Origin of the sequence: Xanthomonas sp. LF07-6, assembly GCF_034105445.1 — a bacterium.
Lineage (GTDB): Bacteria > Pseudomonadota > Gammaproteobacteria > Xanthomonadales > Xanthomonadaceae > Xanthomonas_A > Xanthomonas_A sontii.
Genome location: NZ_JAXGGI010000005.1, coordinates 116,914 through 135,272, shown reverse-complemented (window position 1 = coordinate 135,272; position 18,359 = coordinate 116,914). Strand labels below are relative to the sequence as shown.

18 protein-coding genes are annotated in these 18,359 nt (G+C 69.8%); 12 read left to right on the top strand and 6 right to left on the bottom strand.

The annotated features are described in order from the left end of the window. Positions 1–198: 198 nt before the first annotated feature. From SLW56_RS10760 to SLW56_RS10735, 6 genes are all read right to left on the bottom strand, one after another. Entirely contained in the window at positions 199–630 is a 432-nt protein-coding gene (locus tag SLW56_RS10760) for a hypothetical protein (RefSeq protein WP_267103826.1), read from the bottom strand. A gap of 4 nt (positions 631–634) precedes the next feature. Continuing rightward, positions 635–1,201 (bottom strand): elongation factor P-like protein YeiP, encoded by a 567-nt coding sequence (gene yeiP, locus SLW56_RS10755; RefSeq protein ID WP_017912214.1) that lies wholly within the window; start codon positions 1,199–1,201, stop codon positions 635–637. A gap of 116 nt (positions 1,202–1,317) precedes the next feature. Beyond that, positions 1,318–2,088 (bottom strand): SDR family oxidoreductase, encoded by a 771-nt coding sequence (locus SLW56_RS10750; protein ID WP_267103825.1) that lies wholly within the window; start codon positions 2,086–2,088, stop codon positions 1,318–1,320. Between the two features lie 112 nt (positions 2,089–2,200). Then, positions 2,201–3,097: a hydroxymethylglutaryl-CoA lyase gene (locus SLW56_RS10745; protein WP_267103824.1), complete on the bottom strand. Its 897-nt coding sequence runs from the start codon at positions 3,095–3,097 to the stop codon at positions 2,201–2,203. A gap of 142 nt (positions 3,098–3,239) precedes the next feature. Continuing rightward, positions 3,240–3,644 (bottom strand): VOC family protein, encoded by a 405-nt coding sequence (locus SLW56_RS10740; protein WP_295907342.1) that lies wholly within the window; start codon positions 3,642–3,644, stop codon positions 3,240–3,242. Further along, positions 3,641–4,429: an enoyl-CoA hydratase-related protein gene (locus SLW56_RS10735; protein ID WP_295963749.1), complete on the bottom strand. Its 789-nt coding sequence runs from the start codon at positions 4,427–4,429 to the stop codon at positions 3,641–3,643. Before SLW56_RS10735 ends, SLW56_RS10740 begins: the two co-directional genes overlap by 4 nt. Positions 4,430–4,553: 124 nt before the next feature. Here SLW56_RS10735 and SLW56_RS10730 point away from each other — a divergent pair, with 124 nt between their 5' ends. The 12 genes from SLW56_RS10730 (at position 4,554) to recJ (ending at position 18,261) form a co-directional block, all read left to right on the top strand. Further along, entirely contained in the window at positions 4,554–4,805 is a 252-nt protein-coding gene (locus SLW56_RS10730) for a FeoA family protein (RefSeq protein ID WP_026143668.1), read from the top strand. After that, entirely contained in the window at positions 4,802–6,661 is a 1,860-nt protein-coding gene (gene feoB, locus SLW56_RS10725; RefSeq protein ID WP_267109015.1) for a ferrous iron transport protein B, read from the top strand. Before SLW56_RS10730 ends, feoB begins: the two co-directional genes overlap by 4 nt. A gap of 1 nt (position 6,662) precedes the next feature. Continuing rightward, on the top strand, positions 6,663–6,917 hold the full coding sequence (locus tag SLW56_RS10720) for a DUF6587 family protein (RefSeq protein WP_148828380.1): 255 nt from the start codon (positions 6,663–6,665) through the stop codon (positions 6,915–6,917). A 74-nt stretch (positions 6,918–6,991) separates the two neighbouring features. Then, entirely contained in the window at positions 6,992–8,200 is a 1,209-nt protein-coding gene (locus SLW56_RS10715) for a PLP-dependent aminotransferase family protein (RefSeq protein WP_267113705.1), read from the top strand. Positions 8,201–8,220: 20 nt separating this feature from the next. After that, a complete protein-coding gene (locus tag SLW56_RS10710) occupies positions 8,221–8,937 on the top strand; it encodes an MOSC domain-containing protein (RefSeq protein WP_320694815.1) in 717 nt (238 codons plus the stop codon). Positions 8,938–9,264: 327 nt separating this feature from the next. Continuing rightward, on the top strand, positions 9,265–9,981 hold the full coding sequence (gene dapB / locus SLW56_RS10705; RefSeq protein ID WP_267099495.1) for a 4-hydroxy-tetrahydrodipicolinate reductase: 717 nt from the start codon (positions 9,265–9,267) through the stop codon (positions 9,979–9,981). 162 nt (positions 9,982–10,143) lie between these two features. Further along, positions 10,144–11,271 (top strand): glutamine-hydrolyzing carbamoyl-phosphate synthase small subunit, encoded by a 1,128-nt coding sequence (gene carA / locus SLW56_RS10700; RefSeq protein ID WP_295942743.1) that lies wholly within the window; start codon positions 10,144–10,146, stop codon positions 11,269–11,271. Then, a complete protein-coding gene (locus SLW56_RS10695; RefSeq protein WP_152180614.1) occupies positions 11,268–11,837 on the top strand; it encodes a hypothetical protein in 570 nt (189 codons plus the stop codon). Before carA ends, SLW56_RS10695 begins: the two co-directional genes overlap by 4 nt. Before the next feature lie 53 nt (positions 11,838–11,890). Further along, entirely contained in the window at positions 11,891–15,133 is a 3,243-nt protein-coding gene (gene carB, locus SLW56_RS10690; RefSeq protein ID WP_267099496.1) for a carbamoyl-phosphate synthase large subunit, read from the top strand. Positions 15,134–15,141: 8 nt separating this feature from the next. Then, positions 15,142–15,606 carry a transcription elongation factor GreA gene (gene greA / locus SLW56_RS10685; protein ID WP_026143501.1) on the top strand — a complete coding sequence of 155 codons (465 nt, stop codon included), beginning with the start codon at positions 15,142–15,144 and terminating at the stop codon, positions 15,604–15,606. Positions 15,607–15,610: 4 nt separating this feature from the next. After that, entirely contained in the window at positions 15,611–16,531 is a 921-nt protein-coding gene (locus SLW56_RS10680) for a phosphoglycerate mutase (RefSeq protein ID WP_267099497.1), read from the top strand. Beyond that, a complete protein-coding gene (gene recJ / locus SLW56_RS10675; protein WP_320694814.1) occupies positions 16,528–18,261 on the top strand; it encodes a single-stranded-DNA-specific exonuclease RecJ in 1,734 nt (577 codons plus the stop codon). The genes SLW56_RS10680 and recJ overlap by 4 nt, the downstream gene beginning before the upstream one ends. The last annotated feature ends 98 nt before the right edge of the window (positions 18,262–18,359 follow it).

The following is an 18,359-nucleotide window of genomic DNA, read 5'->3' as shown; positions in this document are numbered from 1 at the left end:
TCGCATGAAGGAAGACTGATAGCTCCATGGGTCGGGACTGAAGTCCCTCCCACAGGAACGCGGCGCGCTTCCAACCCATTTATGTAGGGGCGGCTTCAGCCGCGACGAGCGAAGACGCGAAGCCGGCCGATGTCGACGGCCGTCAGGGCCGACGCCGATGCCCGCAAGGGCGCCACCTTGCCCGCATGCAAACCGCCATCACGGCAGCACGAGACCCGCATCCTCGCCGTAGCGGCGCAGCCAGGCGTCGCGCGGCGGATCCTGGCGGTACTGTGCGCGCAGCGTCGCCCAGGTCTGTTCGTTGCCGTCGCAGTACTTGGCCATCGCCTGCTCCAGTTCGCGCCGCCGCGCCGCGTCGTAGGGCTCTTCGCCGGCGAAATGGGTGCAGGTGTCCTGGCGCACGACGAAGGCGCGGATCGGCGCGGGCAGCGTGCAGAAACCGTCGTGGTGCTCGGGATCGACCGCGTCGGGAATCGTGCACGCGGGCTTTGGAGCGGCCGCCGTGGCCGGCGTCACCGGCGCGGCGAGCGCCAGCACCGGCAAGACCAGCAGCAGGCCGAGGCAGGCGGGCCGCGGCGCATGCGCGGCGCTGCCTGTGCGGGAAACGTGGGTGACACGGCGCCCGCGCATGGGCTCAGTCGGCGCGACCGGCGAACTCGCCGGTGGTGGTGTTGACCAGCACGCGCTCGCCGTTGCCGATGTACTCCGGCACCATGATCTCGATCCCGGTGTTGAGCTTGGCCGGCTTCGGGCGCTTGGTGGCGGTGCCGCCCTTGAGCTCAGGCGGGGTCTCGATCACTTCCAGGGTCACGCTCTGCGGCAACTGGATCGCCACCGGCTGGTCGTCGATGACCTGCACGTAGATGCCGCTGAGGCCGTCGGTGATGTAACCCGCATCGGTGCCGATCGCATCGGCGTCCAGGGTGTAGGGGGTGTAGTCCTCGTCGTCGAGGAACACGAAGGCCTCGCCGTCCTTGTACGAGAAGGTGGACTGGCGGCGCATCAGCTCGACTTCGCGCAGGTCGTCGTCGCCGTCGAAGCTGGCATCGAGCTTGTTGCCGCCCGGCACGCTGTACATCACGAAGCGGAAGCGCACGTTGCCGCCGCGGCCCTGCGGCGAGCTGCGCTCGATGTCGCGGATCTGGTACACGCCGTTGTTGTACTCGACGACGTTGCCTTTCTTGATTTCGTTGGCTTTCATGAGGGCTGGGAATCGGGAATGGGGAATAGGGAATCGAAACAGGGTCAAGCAGGCGGAGAGGATCAGCGGAAGGGAAACGCCGTTGCGATTCCCCATTCCCGATTCTCCATTCCCCGCTACTTCGGCGCCAACCGCACCGCGCCGTCGAGGCGGATGGTTTCGCCATTGAGGTAGCGGTTGCGCAGCAGGAACATCACCGTGTCGGCGAATTCGTCCGGGCGGCCGAGACGCGAAGGATACGGGATCGCCGCGGCCAGCGACTGCTGTACGGCCTCGGGCATGCCGTCGACCATCGGGGTCCAGAAGATGCCCGGGGCGATGGTGTTGACGCGGATGCCGAAGCGCGCCAGTTCGCGCGCCATCGGCAGGGTCATCGCCACCACGCCACCCTTGGACGCGGCGTAGGCGGCCTGGCCGATCTGGCCTTCGTAGGCGGCGACGCTGGCGGTGTTGACGATGACGCCGCGCTCGCCGTCCTCGCCCGGGGCGTTGTGCTGCATCAGGTCGGCGGCGGCCTTGGCGACGTTGAAGCTGCCGACCAGGTTGACCATCACCGTACCCTGGAAGGCGGCCAGCGGCATCGGCGCCTCCTTGCCCAGTACGCGGCCGGCGCCGAGGATGCCGGCGCAGTTGATCGCGGCATTGAGGCCGCCGAGGAAGCCCTGTGCTGCGCCGAGCTGCGCGGCCACCTGGGCCTCGTCGCTGACGTCGGTGCGCAGGTAGCAGGCACGGTCCGCGCCCAGGGTGGCGATGGCGGCCGCGCCCTTGTCGTCGTTCAGATCGAACAGCGCGACCTTGCCGCCTTCGGCGACGATGCGTTGCGCCACCGCCAGGCCGAGGCCGGACACGCCGCCGGTGACCACGGCTTTCAGATCGGCGAGCTGCATGGATGTTCCCTCCCAGGAAAACGCCCAGTTTAGAGGCTGCCGCCCATTGCGGCGAGACGCGACGACCACCCGCGGTGCGCAAGCCTGTCGCCGGATGCGGCGCCGTCGCGGCTCAGGCCTCGGCCGCCAGCGCCTGGCCGACCTTGCTGCCGGTGGGTCGGCCGAGTTTCTGTGCCAGCCAGCGGCCGGTCGCGGCCAGTGCCGGCAGGTCGATGCCGGTGTCCACACCATTGCCGTGCAGCAGGTAGACCACGTCCTCGCTGGCAACATTGCCGCTGGCGCCCTTGGCGTAGGGACAGCCGCCGGCGCCGGACACGGCGGCATCGACCACGCGCACGCCTTCTTCCAGGCAGGCGGCGATGTTGGCCAGGGCCTGGCCGTAGGTGTCGTGGAAGTGCACCGCCAATGCGTCCATCGGCACCACGGCGGCGACCGAGCGCAGCATCGCCCGCGCCTTGCCCGGCGTGCCCACGCCGATGGTGTCGCCCAGCGAGATCTCGTAGCAGCCCATCGCATGCAGCCGCTGCGCCACCCGCACCACGTCGGCCAGGGGGACGTCGCCCTGATAGGGACAGCCGAGCACCGTGGACACGTAGCCGCGGACCTTGACCCCGTCCGCCGCCGCGCGCTCCAGCACCGGCGCGAAGCGCGCCAGCGATTCGTCGATGCCGGCATTGGTATTGGTGCGGTTGAAGGTCTCCGAGGCGGCGGTGAACACGGCCACCTCGCGCACGCCGACCGCGGCCGCGCGTTCGTAGCCCTGCAGGTTCGGCACCAGCACCGGATAGTCCACGCCCGGCACCTGCGCGATGCCGGCGTAGACCTCGGCCGCGTCGGCCAGTTGCGGGACCCATTTCGGGCTGACGAAGCTGGTCGCCTCGATGCTGCGCAGGCCAGTGCGCCCCAGTCGCGCGATCAACTCGATCTTGTCTTCTGTGGCGACCCAGGCCTTCTCGTTCTGCAGGCCGTCGCGCGGGCCGACTTCGACGATGCGCACGCTGTCGCTCATCGGCGAGACTCCTGCGCCGTTGGCCGGGTACTGCGCATGAGACGGGAAGCAACGAGGATCATCGGAATTCCTGAGAGAGGGAGGCGGTGAAACACCGGCAGCACGGCCGGCGCCGTGCGCGGGTACGACGCGGCAGCGCGGATCAGGCCGCTGCCGGGAGGTGGCAGGCCGCTTCGATGTTGTGGCCGTCCGGATCCAGCAGGAACGCGCCGTAGTAGTCGGGGTGATAGTGCGGGCGCAGGCCCGGTGCGCCGTGGTCGCGGCCGCCGGCGGCCAGGCCGGCGCGATGGAACGCGTCCACCTGCGCGCGGCTGGCGGCGACGAAGGCCACGTGCACGCCATTGTCGCCGGCGTCGCGGCCGCCGGCGGCGATCCAGAAGCTGGGCTTGCCGTCGCGTCCGAAACCGACGTGGCGCTGGCCGCCGCTTTCCTCGGCGCTCACCTGCATCACCACGTCCAGCTCCAGCGCGGCCAGGGCGGCGCGGTAGAAGGTCAGGCTGCGGTCGAGGTCGCTGCAGCGCAGGCCGAGATGGTCGATCGGGTTCATGGACTGGCCCTCCAGGCCGGTTCGCGTTTCTCCAGGAACGCGTTCAGTCCTTCCTGGCCTTCGGCCGAGACCCGCAATTGCGCGATCAGGGCGGCGTTGGCCTGGTCCAGCGCATCGCGCTCGCCGCCGGCGGCGACCCGCCGCACCAGGGCCTTGGCGCCGGCGGCGGCCAGCGGCCCGGCATGGCCGAGCAGGGCGACCTGGCGTTGCACCGCCGCGTCCAGCGCCTCCGGCGCCACCGCCTGGTGAACCAGGCCGATCTGCGCCGCGGTGGCGGCGTCGAAGGTTTCCGCGCTGGCGAACCAGCGCCGCGCCTGGCGCGCGCCGATCGCCGCGATCACGTACGGCGAGATCACCGCCGGCAGCAGGCCCAGCCGGCTTTCGCTGAGCGCGAAGCGCGCATCGGTGGCGGCCACGGCGATGTCGCAACAGGCGACCAGGCCAACCGCGCCGCCGAACGCCGCACCTTGCACCCGCGCCACCGTGGGCTTGGGCAGTTCGTCGAGCAGACGCATCAGCCGCGCCAGGGCCAGCGCATCGTCCAGGTTCTCCTGTTCGCCGGCGCCGGCCATCGAGCGCATCCACTGCAGGTCGGCACCGGCCGAGAACGCCGCGCCGGCACCGGCCAGGACCAGTACCTGCACCTGCGGATCGGCGCCGATCTGCAGCAGGGCGTCGCTGAGCTGGGCGATCAGCGCGGCGTCGAAGGCGTTGCGGACCTCGGGTCGGTTCAACTGCAGGGTCAGGACCTTGCCGGATCGTTGCAACAACAGGGCATCGCTCATCGAACACGCTCGTACAAAGGGAAAACGGCAGCCATACGGCGATCATAGCCGGCCGTGCCGGTCCCGCCATGACGCGCCGCGGCGATGCTACAATTGATAACCATTCTTATCGACGGAACGTGCTGTGACGTTGTCCGACATGCCGTTGCGCAGCAGCGCCCTTGTGGAATCCGTGCACGACCGCCAGCCCAACGACGCCATCGCCCGGCGTCTGCGCGAGCTGGGCTTCGTCGCCGGCGAGCAGGTGCAGGTGCTGACCAGCGGGCCGATCGGCGGCGAACCGCTGCTGGTGCAGGTGGGGTATACGCGCTTCGCGCTGCGGCGCAGCGAGGCGGCGCGGGTGCAGGTCAGCGCGCTGGACGAGGTGCGCTCGTGAGCGCGGTGGCCGCGCCGCTGCGCCTGGCCCTGGTCGGCAACCCGAACTGCGGCAAGACCGCGCTGTTCAACCAGTTGACCGGCAGCAAGCAGAAGGTCGCCAACTACGCCGGCGTCACCGTCGAGCGCAAGGAGGGCCGCTTCCGCGCGCCGTCCGGGCGCGAGTTCGCGGTGCTGGATCTGCCCGGCGCCTACAGCCTGCAGCCGGCCAGCCTGGACGAGGCGATCACCCGCGACCTGTGCCGCGGCTTCTACCCGGGCGAACCGGCGCCGGACGTGCTGGTGTGCGTGGTCGACGCCACCAACCTGCGCCTGCACCTGCGCTTCGCGCTGGAACTGCGCGAGCTGGGCAAGCCGATGCTGGTGGCCTTGAACATGGTCGACGCGGCGCAGCGCCGCGGCATCCAGATCGACCGCCAGGCGCTGGAACAGGCGCTGGGCGTGCCGGTGATCGAGACTGTGGCGGTGCGCCGCAACGGCGCCCGCGCCCTGGTCGAGCGGCTGGATACGCTGGCGCCGGCACTGCCGCCCGCGGTGGCGCCGAGCGAAGGGCAGGGCGACTACCACCAGCAGGTGCGCGCGATCCTGGCGGCGGCGGTGTCGATGCCGACCCGCACCTCGCGCGTCGACGACGCGCTGGACCGTTGGCTGCTGCATCCGGTGGCCGGCCTGCTGACCCTGGCGGTGGTGATGTTCCTGATCTTCCAGGCGGTGTACGCCTGGGCGGCGCCGCTGATGGACCTGATCGATGGCGGCACCAAGGCGCTGGGCGCCTGGATCGGCGGAACCCTGCCGGAGGGGCCGCTGAACAGCCTGCTGGTGGACGGCATCATCGCCGGCCTCGGCGGGGTGGTGGTGTTCCTGCCGCAGATCCTGATCCTGTTCGCCTTCATCCTGGCGCTGGAGGAATCCGGCTACCTGCCGCGTGCTGCGTTCCTGCTCGACCGCATGATGGCCGCGGCCGGTCTGTCCGGGCGCTCGTTCATCCCGCTGCTGTCCAGTTTCGCCTGCGCCGTGCCCGGCATCATGTCCACGCGCAGCATCCAGGATCCGCGCGATCGCCTGGCGACCATCCTGGTGGCGCCGCTGATGACCTGTTCGGCGCGGCTGCCGGTGTACGCGCTGCTGATCGGCGCGTTCATCCCGCAGCGGCAGGTGTGGGGCGTGTTCAACCAGCAGGGGCTGGTGCTGTTCGGCCTGTACTTCGCCGCCATCGCCAGTGCGCTGGTGGTGTCGTGGACGATGAAGAAGTGGCGCCGCGACAAGGGCGAGCATCCGCTGCTGCTGGAGCTGCCGTCCTATCGCGTGCCGCACCTGCGCGACCTGGCGCTGGGCCTGTGGGAGCGCGCGGCGATCTTCCTCAAGCGCGTCGGCGGCATCATCCTGGCGCTGACCATCCTGCTGTGGTTCCTGCTGTCGTTCCCGGCGCCGCCGGCCGACGCCACCCTGCCGGCGATCGACTACAGCTTCGCCGGCCGCATCGGTCACGCCATGACCACGGTGTTCTCGCCGCTGGGCTTCAACTGGCAGATCTGCATCGCGCTGATTCCCGGCCTGGCCGCGCGCGAGGTGGCGGTGTCCTCGCTGGCGACGGTCTACGCACTGTCGGCGGCCGACGACGATGCCGCCGCGCAGGCGCTGTCGCCGCTGATCCACGACGGCTGGTCGCTGGCCACCGCGCTGTCGTTGCTGGTCTGGTACATCTACGCACCGATGTGCATTTCCACCCTGGCCACGATCAAGCGCGAGACCAATTCGTGGAAGCAGATGAGCTTCGCCGCGTTCTACCTGTTCGCGCTGGCGTATCTGGCCTCGCTGGTCACCTACCAGGTTGCGGTGGCGCTGGGAGCCGGCTGAGATGAGCGCCTCGCTGCTGCTGCAGTACCTGGTGATCGCGCTGGCGGTACTGGTCAGCGCCTGGGTGGTGTTGAAGAAGCAGTTCCCGGGCACCGCGCGCAAGCTGCGCGGCGCGCTCGCACTACGCCTGCTCAAGCCCGGCCGGGCAGCCTGGCTGCAGGCGCTGGGGCGGCGCATCGCACCGCCGGCCAGCGCCGGTGCGGGCGCCTGTGGCGGCTGCGACAGCTGCGGGCCGACGCCGCCGCGGCGGCACTGAGTCGCGTCGCCCGTTGCTGGCCGGCGCATCGCTTGTGCGCCGCACATGCGCGTCGCGATGGCGGCGACTATCCTATGCCGATGACCAGCCCATTCCAGTTCTCCCGCCGTGCGCAGGCGCTGACCAGTTCGGCGATCCGCGAAATCCTCAAGGTCACCGAACGGCCTGAAGTGATCTCCTTCGCCGGCGGCCTGCCGTCGCCGGACACGTTCCCGGTCGAGCGCATGCGCGAGGCCTGCGACAAGGTGCTGCGCGACGCGCCACAGGCGGCGCTGCAGTACGGCCCGACCGAAGGCTATCTGTTGCTACGCGAATGGGTGGCGGCGCGGCTGAGCCGCGACGGCGCCCACATCCGTCCCAGCCAGGTGCTGATCACCACCGGTTCGCAGCAGGGCCTGGACCTGCTCGGCAAGGTGTTCATCGACGAAGGCAGCAAGGTGCTGGTGGAAACGCCCAGCTATCTTGGCGCGCTGCAGGCGTTCTCGCTGTTCCAGCCGGCGTTCGCGGCGATGCAGTCGGACGACGACGGCGTGGTGGTGGACGCGCTGGACGATGCGCAGCTGGCCGGCGCGCGCTTCATGTACGTGCTGCCGAACTTCCAGAATCCGACCGGGCGACGCCTGCCGCTGCACCGGCGCCAGGCGCTGGTGGCGCGCGCGGCCGCAGCCGGCGTGCCCATCGTCGAGGACGATCCCTACGGCGAGCTGTGCTACAGCGGCGACACGCTGCCGAGCCTGCTGTCGATGAACCCGGATGGCGCCATCTACATGGGCTCGTTCTCCAAGGTGTTCGCGCCGGGCCTGCGCCTGGGCTATGTGGTCGCGCCGGAGCCGGTGCATGCCAAGCTGGTGCAGGCCAAGCAGGCGGCGGATCTGCACACGCCCTCGTTCAGTCAGCGCATCGTGTACGAAGCGGTGCAGGACGGCTTCCTGGATGCGCATATTCCCGGCATCCGTGCGCTGTACGCCAGCCGTTGCGAGCAGATGCTGGCGGCCCTGGCCAAGTACTTCCCGGCGCAGGTGCGCTGGAACCGCCCGGCCGGCGGCATGTTCATCTGGGTCGAACTGCCGGAGGGCATGGACGGCGGCGCGCTGCTGAGCAAGGCGATCGAGCGCAACGTGGCGTTCGTGCCGGGCGCGCCGTTCTTCGCGGTCGCGCCGCAGCGCAATACCCTGCGGCTGTCGTTCGTGACCGTGCCGGCCGAACGCATCGAGACCGGCGTGCGCATCCTCGGTGCGCTGCTGCAGGACGAGGTCGCCGCGCACCGGCGCGCGACGGCCTGAGCCCGGCCTCGCGTCTGTCGATGACGTCGTCCGATTCCGCGGTCGCCTCGTGGACCATCGATGCGGTCCTGGTCGGCCGCGCGCAGGCGTTCACCCGCCCGGGCAGCCGCAGCGCGATCGACAAGCGGCCCCAGGACGGACGCCTGCGCATCGGCCCGGAGGGGCTGGAGCTGGACGAGCAGGGCGACCGCCGCGTGCATGGCGGCCCCGACAAGGCCTTGCACCATTACCCGCGCGATCACTACCCGGCCTGGCGCGAGGAACTCGGCGCACATGCCTTGCTGGACGCGCCGGGCGCGTTCGGCGAGAACCTCAGCAGTAGCGGGGTGACCGAAGCCGACTTGTGCCTGGGCGACAGGCTGCGCCTGGGCACGTCCCTGGTCGAGGTGTCGCAGTCGCGGCAGCCGTGCTGGAAGCTGTCCGACCGCTTCGGCGTGGCCGCGCTGGCGCGGCGCGTGCAGGACAGCGGCCGCACCGGCTGGTACTACCGTGTGCTGCAGCCCGGCGAGGTCGCCGCCGGTGACAGTCTGGTGCTGCTGGAGCGTCCGTATCCGCAGTGGCCGCTGGCGCGGCTGGTCGGCCTGCTGTACCGCCGCGAGATCGACCCGGCGCAACTGCAGGAGGTGCTGGCGCTGCCGCTGGTGCCGAACTGGCGCACCCTGTTCGAGCGGCGCCTGGCGCAGCGTGCGGTGGAGGACTGGGACAAGCGCTTGTTGGGGCAGGCGGCGGCCGAGTAGGGCGGTTGATCGATCCGGCGAGCGTGCTCCCCTCTTGGCGGGAGTGGTGGCGTCGACAGGTGCATGCCCGATTGGGTGGGTGCAACGCGTCGGGGCTGAAGTCCCTCCCACAGGGGGTGTCCGATCGGCTGCGATGTCTCTTGGCAGGTGCCGGGTGCCTCGCCCGGCGGCTTTTTTGTCGCTTCCAGTGCCGCCACGCCCCTGTGGGAGGGGCGGCAGCCCCGACGAGGGAAGCATCGCCACGTCCGAGGTGGCGCGTGGGACGCTTGCGTCTCGGGCGCGCGCGCCCTCTGTCGCACCCGCGCGCAAACCGCTAGCCTTGTGCCGATGACGACTTCTCCGCTGCGTGTGTTGATCCATGGTGCGTCGGGCCGGATGGGCCAGGCGTTGTTGCGGCTGGCCGCGCAGGACCCGGCGCTGCAAGTGGTGGCCGCGGTGGTGCGGCGCGCGCCGGCGCAGCGGGTGATCGACGGCGTGCCGTACTTCGCCGCAGCCGAACTGGGCGGCGTGCCGGCCTTCGACGTGGCGATCGATTTCAGCCTGCCGCAGGGCTTCGACCCGGTGCTGGCCCTGTGCACCGCACGCGGTGCGGCGCTGGCGTCCGGTACCACCGGGCTGGAGGACGCGCAGCGGCAGGCGCTGGCCGCTGCGGCCGAACGCATTCCGCTGATCTGGGCCTCGAACTTCAGCCTGGGCGTGGCGGTGCTGCACGATCTGGTCGAGCGCGCCGCCGCGGCGCTGCCGGGCTGGGACTGCGACATCGTCGAATCCCACCACGTGCACAAGCAGGACGCGCCCTCCGGCACCGCGCTCACCCTCGGCGACGCGGCCGCGCACGGCGGCGCGACCCCGCGCTACGCCAGCCTGCGTGCCGGCGACATCGTCGGCGAACACCTGGTGCAGTTCGCCGGACTCGGCGAGCGGGTCGAACTGGTGCACCGCGCCAGCAACCGCGACATCTTCGCTCGCGGCGCGTTGCATGCCGCCGCGCGCCTGCCGGGGCGTGCGCCCGGGGCCTATCGGCTGCGCGACCTGCTCGGCTGAACGCGGTTTTCACATAAACGGCTGGCGCGGACCGCCCCGCGCCGGTACAATTCTCGCTCGCCTGTTACCCATCGCCACGGACCCGGAGAAGCGCCGAGTTCGCGGTTTCTTGCAGCCTGCAAGTTGGTGGGGCAGGGTTCCTCTCTCCCCAAGGCGAACCCCGTGACTCAACCCGCAATCCTTGTCCTTGAAGACGGCACCGTGTTCGAGGGCGAATCCGTAGGCGCTGCCGGCCTGTCCGTCGGCGAAGTGGTGTTCAACACCGCCATGACCGGCTACCAGGAGATCCTCACCGATCCCTCCTACGCCCGCCAACTGGTCACGCTGACGTATCCGCATATCGGCAACACCGGCTGCACCGACCAGGACGACGAGGCCGCCCAGGTCTGGTCGGCCGGCCTGATCGTGCGCGACGTGCCGCGCCGCCCCAGCAACTGGCGCAACCAGGTGGCGCTGCCGGACTGGCTGATCCAGCGCGGCGTGGTCGCCATCGCCGGCATCGACACCCGCAAGCTGACCCGCATCCTGCGCGAGAAGGGCTCGCAGAACGGCGCGCTGATGGCCGGCGAGGTGAACGTGGACACCGCGCTGGACGCGGCGCGCAAGTTCCCGGGGTTGAAGGGCATGGATCTGGCCAAGGTGGTCTCCACCGACAAGTCCTATCCCTGGCGCGACGGCCAGCTCGACCTGGACAGCAACGCCTTCGTCACGGCCGAGCCCAAGTTCAAGGTCGTCGCCTACGACTACGGGGTCAAGCACAACATCCTGCGCATGCTCGCCGAGCGCGGCTGCGAGGTGACCGTGGTGCCGGCGCAGACGCCGGTCGCCGAGGTGCTGGCGATGAACCCGCACGGCGTGTTCCTGTCCAACGGCCCCGGCGACCCGGCGCCGTGCGACTACGCGATCGCCGCGATCAAGGAACTGCTGGCGCGCAAGATCCCGACCTTCGGCATCTGCCTGGGCCACCAGCTGCTGGCGCTGGCCGCCGGCGCGCAGACCCTGAAGATGGGCCACGGCCACCACGGCGCCAACCATCCGGTGCAGGATCTGGACAGCGGCCGGGTGATGATCACCTCGCAGAACCATGGTTTCGCGGTGGACGAGGCGACCTTGCCGGCCAACGTGCGCGTCACCCATCGCTCGCTGTTCGATGGCAGCAACCAGGGCATTGCGCTCACCGACGCGCCGGCCTTCAGCTTCCAGGGGCATCCGGAAGCCTCGCCGGGCCCGCGCGACGTGGCGCCGCTGTTCGATCGTTTCACCGCGCTGATGGCGGCCGCAGGCGCATGAGCTTGCGCAAACTGGCGTTGTTAGGCGCTCTCGCATTCAGTGGCGGCGCGGGTGCTTCCGAAGTGTCGGAGCAACAGGCCGCGCAACTCATTGATCTGCTCGGACTACGGCAAGCAATTGCCACCTATGCCGTGGATTCGGTCGGAGCGCAGCCGATGTTCCAGAAGCTCGCATCTGAGAAGCGAGCCTGCGTTGCAGGGCTGTTGGAAGAAATACTGAACACGAATACCCAGGCACGGCTGAAGACCATCTTTGGCAATAGCGCCCAAGCCGAGAGCTGGATCGCCTTCTCGAAGACGGCGGCGGGGCAGCGCTACATTCAGTACGTGGCCGCTAATGCCTCGGCGACGTTCCTCGGGCGGCCACGGCCGGATCGATCCGGGTTGCTGCTTGGGATGACGCCTGATCAAGCCGCGCAGACGCTTGAGTTCATGGCGTCGCCGGCCGGTATGGTGTTTAGCGCAGCGCCGCCGCTTTCACCGCCTGAGATGACGCAAGCACAGCAGGCCTCGCTCGGAGACGAACTCTTCCAGCGATGCGCATTGTCCGACAAAGATTTTTCCTGAACGACTTTAGACGCGCCGATCCAAACGCCGCCAGTCCAGACTTCGAGAAAGAAATGCCCAAGCGCACCGACCTCCAAACCATCCTCATCATCGGCGCCGGCCCGATCGTCATCGGCCAGGCCTGCGAGTTCGACTACTCCGGCGCGCAGGCGTGCAAGGCGCTGCGCGACGAGGGCTACCGCGTGGTGCTGGTCAACAGCAACCCGGCCACGATCATGACCGACCCGAACATGGCCGACGCCGTGTACATCGAGCCGATCAACTGGCAGACGGTCGAGAAGATCATCGCCAAGGAAAAGCCCGACGCGCTGCTGCCGACGATGGGTGGACAGACCGCGCTGAACTGCGCGCTGGACCTGGCCGACCACGGCGTGCTCGAGAAGTACGGCGTCGAGCTGATCGGCGCCAAGCGCGAGGCCATCCGCATGGCCGAGGACCGCGAGCTGTTCCGCGTGGCGATGGGCGAGATCGGCCTGGAATGCCCGAAGGCGGCAGTGGCGCACACCCTGGAAGAGGCGCTGGAGATCCAGGCCACGGTCGGCTACCCGACCATCATCCGCCCCAGCTTCACCCTCGGCGGCAGCGGCGGCGGCATCGCCTACAACCGCGAGGAACTGATCGAGATCGTCGGCCGCGGCCTGGAACTGTCGCCGACCAGCGAAGTGCTGGTCGAGGAGTCGGTGCTGGGCTGGAAGGAGTTCGAGATGGAAGTGGTCCGCGACACCGCGGACAACTGCATCATCGTCTGCTCGATCGAGAACCTGGATCCGATGGGCGTGCACACCGGCGACTCGATCACCGTGGCCCCGGCGCAGACCCTGACCGACAAGGAATACCAGCGCCTGCGCGACGCCTCGATCGCGGTGCTGCGCAAGATCGGCGTGGACACCGGCGGTTCCAACGTGCAGTTCGGCATCAACGCGCAGACCGGCCGCGTGGTGGTGATCGAGATGAACCCGCGCGTGTCGCGCTCCTCGGCGCTGGCCTCCAAGGCCACCGGCTTCCCGATCGCCAAGGTCGCGGCCAAGCTGGCGGTGGGCTACACCCTGGACGAACTGAAGAACGAGATCACCGGCGGGCTGACCCCGGCCTCGTTCGAGCCGTCGATCGACTACGTGGTCACCAAGATTCCGCGCTTCGCCTTCGAGAAGTTCCCGCAGGCCGACGCGCGCCTGACCACGCAGATGAAGTCGGTGGGCGAGGTGATGGCGATGGGCCGTACCTTCTCCGAGTCGCTGCAGAAGGCGCTGCGCGGCCTGGAGACCGGCAAGATCGGGCTGGACCCGACCGGCCTTGACCTGAGCAGCGAGGACGACCTGGCCACGCTCAAGCGCGAGCTGAAGGCGCCCGGTCCGGAGCGCTTGTTCTACGTCGCCGACGCCTTCCGCGCCGGCCTGAGTGTCGAGCAGGTGCACGCGCTGTCGTTCATCGATCCCTGGTTCCTCGACCAGATGGAAGACCTGATCGCGCAGGAAGCGCAGCTGGCTGCCGACGGCCTCGGCGCGCTGGACGCCAAGCGCCTGCGCACGCTCAAGCGCGCCGGCTTCTCCGATGCGCGTCTGGCCGAGCTGTGCGGCACCAACGAGGCCGCGGTGCGCGCGCTGCGCCGCGCGCACAAGGTGCGCCCGGTGTACAAGCGCGTTGACTCGTGCGCGGCGGAGTTCGCCACCAGCACCGCCTACCTGTACTCGACCTACGAGGACGAGTGCGAGGCCGCGCCCAGCAATCGCGACAAGATCATGATCCTCGGCGGCGGCCCCAACCGCATCGGCCAGGGCATCGAGTTCGACTACTGCTGCGTGCACGCGGCGCTGGCGCTGCGCGAGGACGGCTACGAGACCATCATGGTCAACTGCAATCCGGAGACCGTGTCCACCGACTACGACACCTCCGATCGCCTGTACTTCGAGCCGCTGACCCTGGAAGACGTGCTGGAGATCGTCGAGCTGGAGCAGCCCAAGGGCGTGATCGTGCAGTACGGCGGGCAGACCCCGCTGAAGCTGGCGCGCGCGCTGGAAGCCAACGGCGTGCCGGTGATCGGCACCTCGCCGGACTCGATCGACCTGGCCGAGGACCGCGAGCGCTTCCAGCAGCTGGTCGACAAGCTGGGCCTGAAGCAGCCGCCGAACCGTATCGCCCGCAACGCCGACGAGGCGCTGGTGCTGGCGCGCGAGATCGGCTATCCGCTGGTGGTGCGCCCGAGCTACGTGCTCGGCGGCCGCGCCATGGAGATCGTTTACGGCGAATCCGACCTGGCGCGCTACGTGCGCGACGCAGTCAAGGTCTCCAACGATTCGCCGGTGCTGCTGGATCGCTTCCTCGACAACGCGGTGGAAGTGGACGTGGACATCATCGCCGACCATAGCGGCCAGGTGCTGATCGGCGGCGTGATGGAGCACATCGAGGAAGCCGGCGTGCACTCGGGCGATTCGTCCTGCTCGCTGCCGCCGTACTCGCTGTCGCCGGCCACCCAGACCGAGCTGCGCCGCCAGGTGGTCGAACTGGCCAAGGCGCTGAACGTGGTCGGGCTGATGAACACCCAGTTCGCGGTGCAGGTCAACGATGCCGGCGACGACATCGTCTACCTGCTGGAAGTGAATCCGCGCGCCTCGCGTACCGTGCCGTTCGTGTCCAAGGCGATCGGCGTGCCGCTGGCCAAGATCGCCGCGCGCTGCATGGCCGGCAAGACCCTGGCCGAGCAGGGCGCGCTGAAGGAAATCGTGCCCGACTACTACTCGGTGAAGGAGGCGATCTTCCCGTTCGCCAAGTTCCAGGGCGTCGATCCGATCCTCGGCCCGGAGATGCGTTCCACCGGTGAGGTGATGGGCGTGGGCCGCAGCTTCGGCGCGGCGTTCGCGCGTGCGCAGGAAGCCGGCGGCATCAAGGCGCCGCCGCTGGGCAAGGCCTTCGTGTCGGTGCGCGATCCGGACAAGCAGCGCGTGCTGCCGGTGGCGCAGGCGCTGGTCGAGCGCGGCTACACCCTGGTCGCCACCCGCGGCACCTGCGCCTGGCTGCAGCAGCACGGCCTGCAGTGCGAGCAGGTGAACAAGGTCGCCGAGGGCCGCCCGCACATCGTCGATCTGATCAAGAACGGCGAAATCGTGTATATCGTCAACACCACCGAGGGCCGGGCGGCGATCTCCGACTCGTTCTCGATCCGTCGCGAAGCCCTGCAGCATCGCGTCACTTATTCGACCACAGTCGCCGGCGCGCGTGCGCTGGTGCATTCACTGGAATTCCGCGGCACCGGTCCGGTCTGGGCGCTGCAGGAACTGCACAAGGAGCTGGAAGCGTGAGAGCCCCGATCACCATGCAAGGCGCGCAGCGGTTGCGCGAGGAACTGGATCACCTGAAGTCGGTCAAGCGTCCCGAGGTCATCACCGCGATCGCCGAGGCGCGCGCGCACGGCGACCTCAAGGAGAACGCCGAGTACCACGCCGCGCGCGAGCAGCAGGGCTTCATCGAAGGCCGCATCAAGCAGCTGGAAAGCGAGCTGTCGCACGCCGAGGTCATCGACGTCAGCAAGCTGGCGGTCGGCAGCAAGGTGGTGTTCGGCGCCACCGTGACCCTGGCCGATGTGGAGACCGACGAAGAGAAGCGCTACCAGCTGGTCGGCGACCTCGAAGCGGACATCAAGCTCGGCCTGATCGCGATTTCCTCGCCGCTGGCGCGTGCGCTGATCGGCAAGATGGAAGGCGACAGCGTCAGCATCGATGCCCCGGCCGGACGCCGCGAGTACGAGATCGTCAGCGTCGCCTACGTCGGCTGATCCGATGGCGGTCGCCACCTTGCTGTTGCCGGAGCGGGTCCGCCTGGCCGGCGCCGTGCTGGCCGGCGAGGTGGCGCGCGCGTTCGGCCGCGCCGACCGCACGCAGGCCGTGCCCGGCGGCGAGGCGCAGTTGCGCCGCCATTTCGTGCTGGCGGAAGCATCGCTGCCGGCCGCGGCGCTGACCCGCCAACTGGACGCCGGCGATGCCGGCGACGGCCTGTGGCTGCGCGCCGATCCCGCCTATGTGGTGCCGGACATGCAGGGCGCGCGGCTGATGGCGCATGGCGACATGCTGCCGCTCGACGCGGTGGACCTGGACGCGCTGTTGCCGGCGGTGCAGGGCGTGTTCGCCGAAAGCGGGCTGACCCTGGATGCGCCCGATCCGACCCGCTGGTACCTGCGCCTGCCGGCCGACAGCGTGCTGCCCGTGTTCGCGGCACCGGCGCAGGTACTCGGGGCGGACCTGTTCGATCATCTGCCGCAGGGCGAGGACGCGCGCCGCTGGCGTGCCCTGCTGACCGAAGTGCAGATCGTGCTGCACCAGCATCCCTGGAACCGCGAACGCGTCGCCCGCGGCCAGCCGGCCATCAATTCGCTGTGGTTCTGGGGCGGCGGCCGCCTGCCGGCCACCGTCGGCACTGCGCATGCGCAGGTGCGCAGCCGCGATCCGCTGTTGCGCGCGCTGGCCCAGGCCGCCGGCGTCGCCGATGCGCAGGCGCCGCGGGTCGATGCGCTGGTCGACCTGCGTCAGTTGCGCGCGCCCGAGCAGTTCGTCGGCGAGGTGGTACAGCCGCTGCTGCAGGCGCTGCGCGACGGCGAGTTGCAGCAACTGCAACTGGATTTCGAGGACGGCACCTGTTTCCGCATCGCCCCCGCGCAACGCTGGCGCCTGTGGCGGCGACCGCTGTCGCGCCTGGACGCATGAGTTCCAGCGCGCGCATCGTGCGGCGGCCCGCGGCGGCCGCGGCCGGCCCGTGGCACGAGGCGACGTTGCCGCTGTTGCGGCGCATCTATGCCGCGCGCGGCGCCTACGACAGCGGCCTGGCGCAGCCCAAGCTGGCGCAACTGCTGCCGCCGGATGCGCTGAGCGGCATCGACGCCGCAGTGGAATTGCTGGCCGAAGCCATCGCGGCGGGTAAGCGCATCCTGGTGGTCGGCGATTTCGACTGCGACGGCGCCACCGCCTGCGCAGTGGCGGTGCGCGGGCTGCGCCTGCTCGGCGCCGCGCAGGTGCTGCACGCGGTGCCCAACCGCATGGTCCATGGCTACGGGCTGTCGCCGGCGCTGGTCGCGGAACTGGCGCCGTTGCAGCCGGACCTGCTGGTGACGGTGGACCACGGCATCGCCTGCCATGCCGGCGTCGTCGCGGCCAAGGCGCTGGGCTGGCAGGTGCTAGTCACCGACCACCACCTGCCGGGTCCGGCCTTGCCGCCGGCCGACGCCATCGTCGATCCGAACCTGGCCGGCGACGCGTTCCCGAGCAAGATGCTGGCCGGCGTCGGCGTGATCTTCTATGTGCTGCTGGCGCTGCGCCGGCACCTGCGCGCGCGCGGTGCGTTCGCCGCCGCGCCGCCGGACCTGGGCGTGCTGCTGGACTTGGTCGCGGTCGGCACCGTCGCCGACCTGGTGCCGCTGGATCCCAACAACCGCGCGCTGGTCTCGGCCGGTTTGCGCCGGTTGCAGCGTGGCGAAGGTTGCCTCGGTCTGCGCGCCCTGATCGAGGCCAGTGGCCGCGACCCGGCACGGCTCAGCGCCAGCGATATCGGCTTCGCGCTGGCGCCGCGGCTCAATGCCGCCGGCCGCCTCGAGGATATGGCCCTGGGCATCGAGTTGTTGCTGTGCGAGGACCCGCAACAGGCGCGCACGATCGCCGCGACGCTGGAAGAGATCAACGCCGAGCGCCGCGCCGTGCAGCAGCAGATGACCGACGAGGCCGAAGCGGTGGTGGCGCAGGCGCTGCTGGCCGCGCCCGAGCAGCCGCCGGTGGCGGTGTGCCTGTTCGATGCGCAGTGGCATCCCGGCGTGATCGGCCTGGTCGCCTCGAAGATGAAGGACCGCCTGCACCGGCCGGTGATCGCCTTCGCCCCGGCCGAGCCGGGCAGCACTCAGTTGCGCGGCTCGGCGCGTTCGATTCCCGGCTTCCACATCCGCGACGCGATGGCGGCGGTGGAGGCGCAGCGGCCGGGCCTGATGGAGAAGTTCGGCGGCCATGCCATGGCCGCGGGCCTGAGCCTGCCGCAGGACGCGCTGGCCGAGTTCGAAGAGGTGTTCCGCGCGCATGCGCTGGCCAGCCTGGACGCGGAACTGCTGCAGGCCGAACTGCTCAGCGACGGCGTGCTGGAACCGCACGAACTCGACCACCGCCATGCCGAGGCGCTGCGCCAGGGCGGGCCATGGGGGCAGGGCTTCCCCGAGCCGCTGTTCGATGGCGAATTCGAGGTGCTGCAGTGGCGCGTGCTGAAGGAGCGCCACCTCAAGCTGAGCCTGCGCTGTCCTGGCCGTGCCGCGCCCTTGAACGCGATCCACTTCAACGGCTGGCACGGCCGCGAACCGGGCCGCCGCGTGCACATCGCCTATCGGCTGGTCGCCGACGACTACCGCGGCGGCGATGCGGTGCAACTGGTGGTGGAGCACTGTCTGCCATTGGATGGCTGAGCAGTTGGCGGTCTGACGCTGCGCGTGGTGCCGGACCCTCGCCCCAACCCCTCTCCCGGAGGGAGAGGGGCTTTGCGTTCCCTTCTCCTGCCGGGACC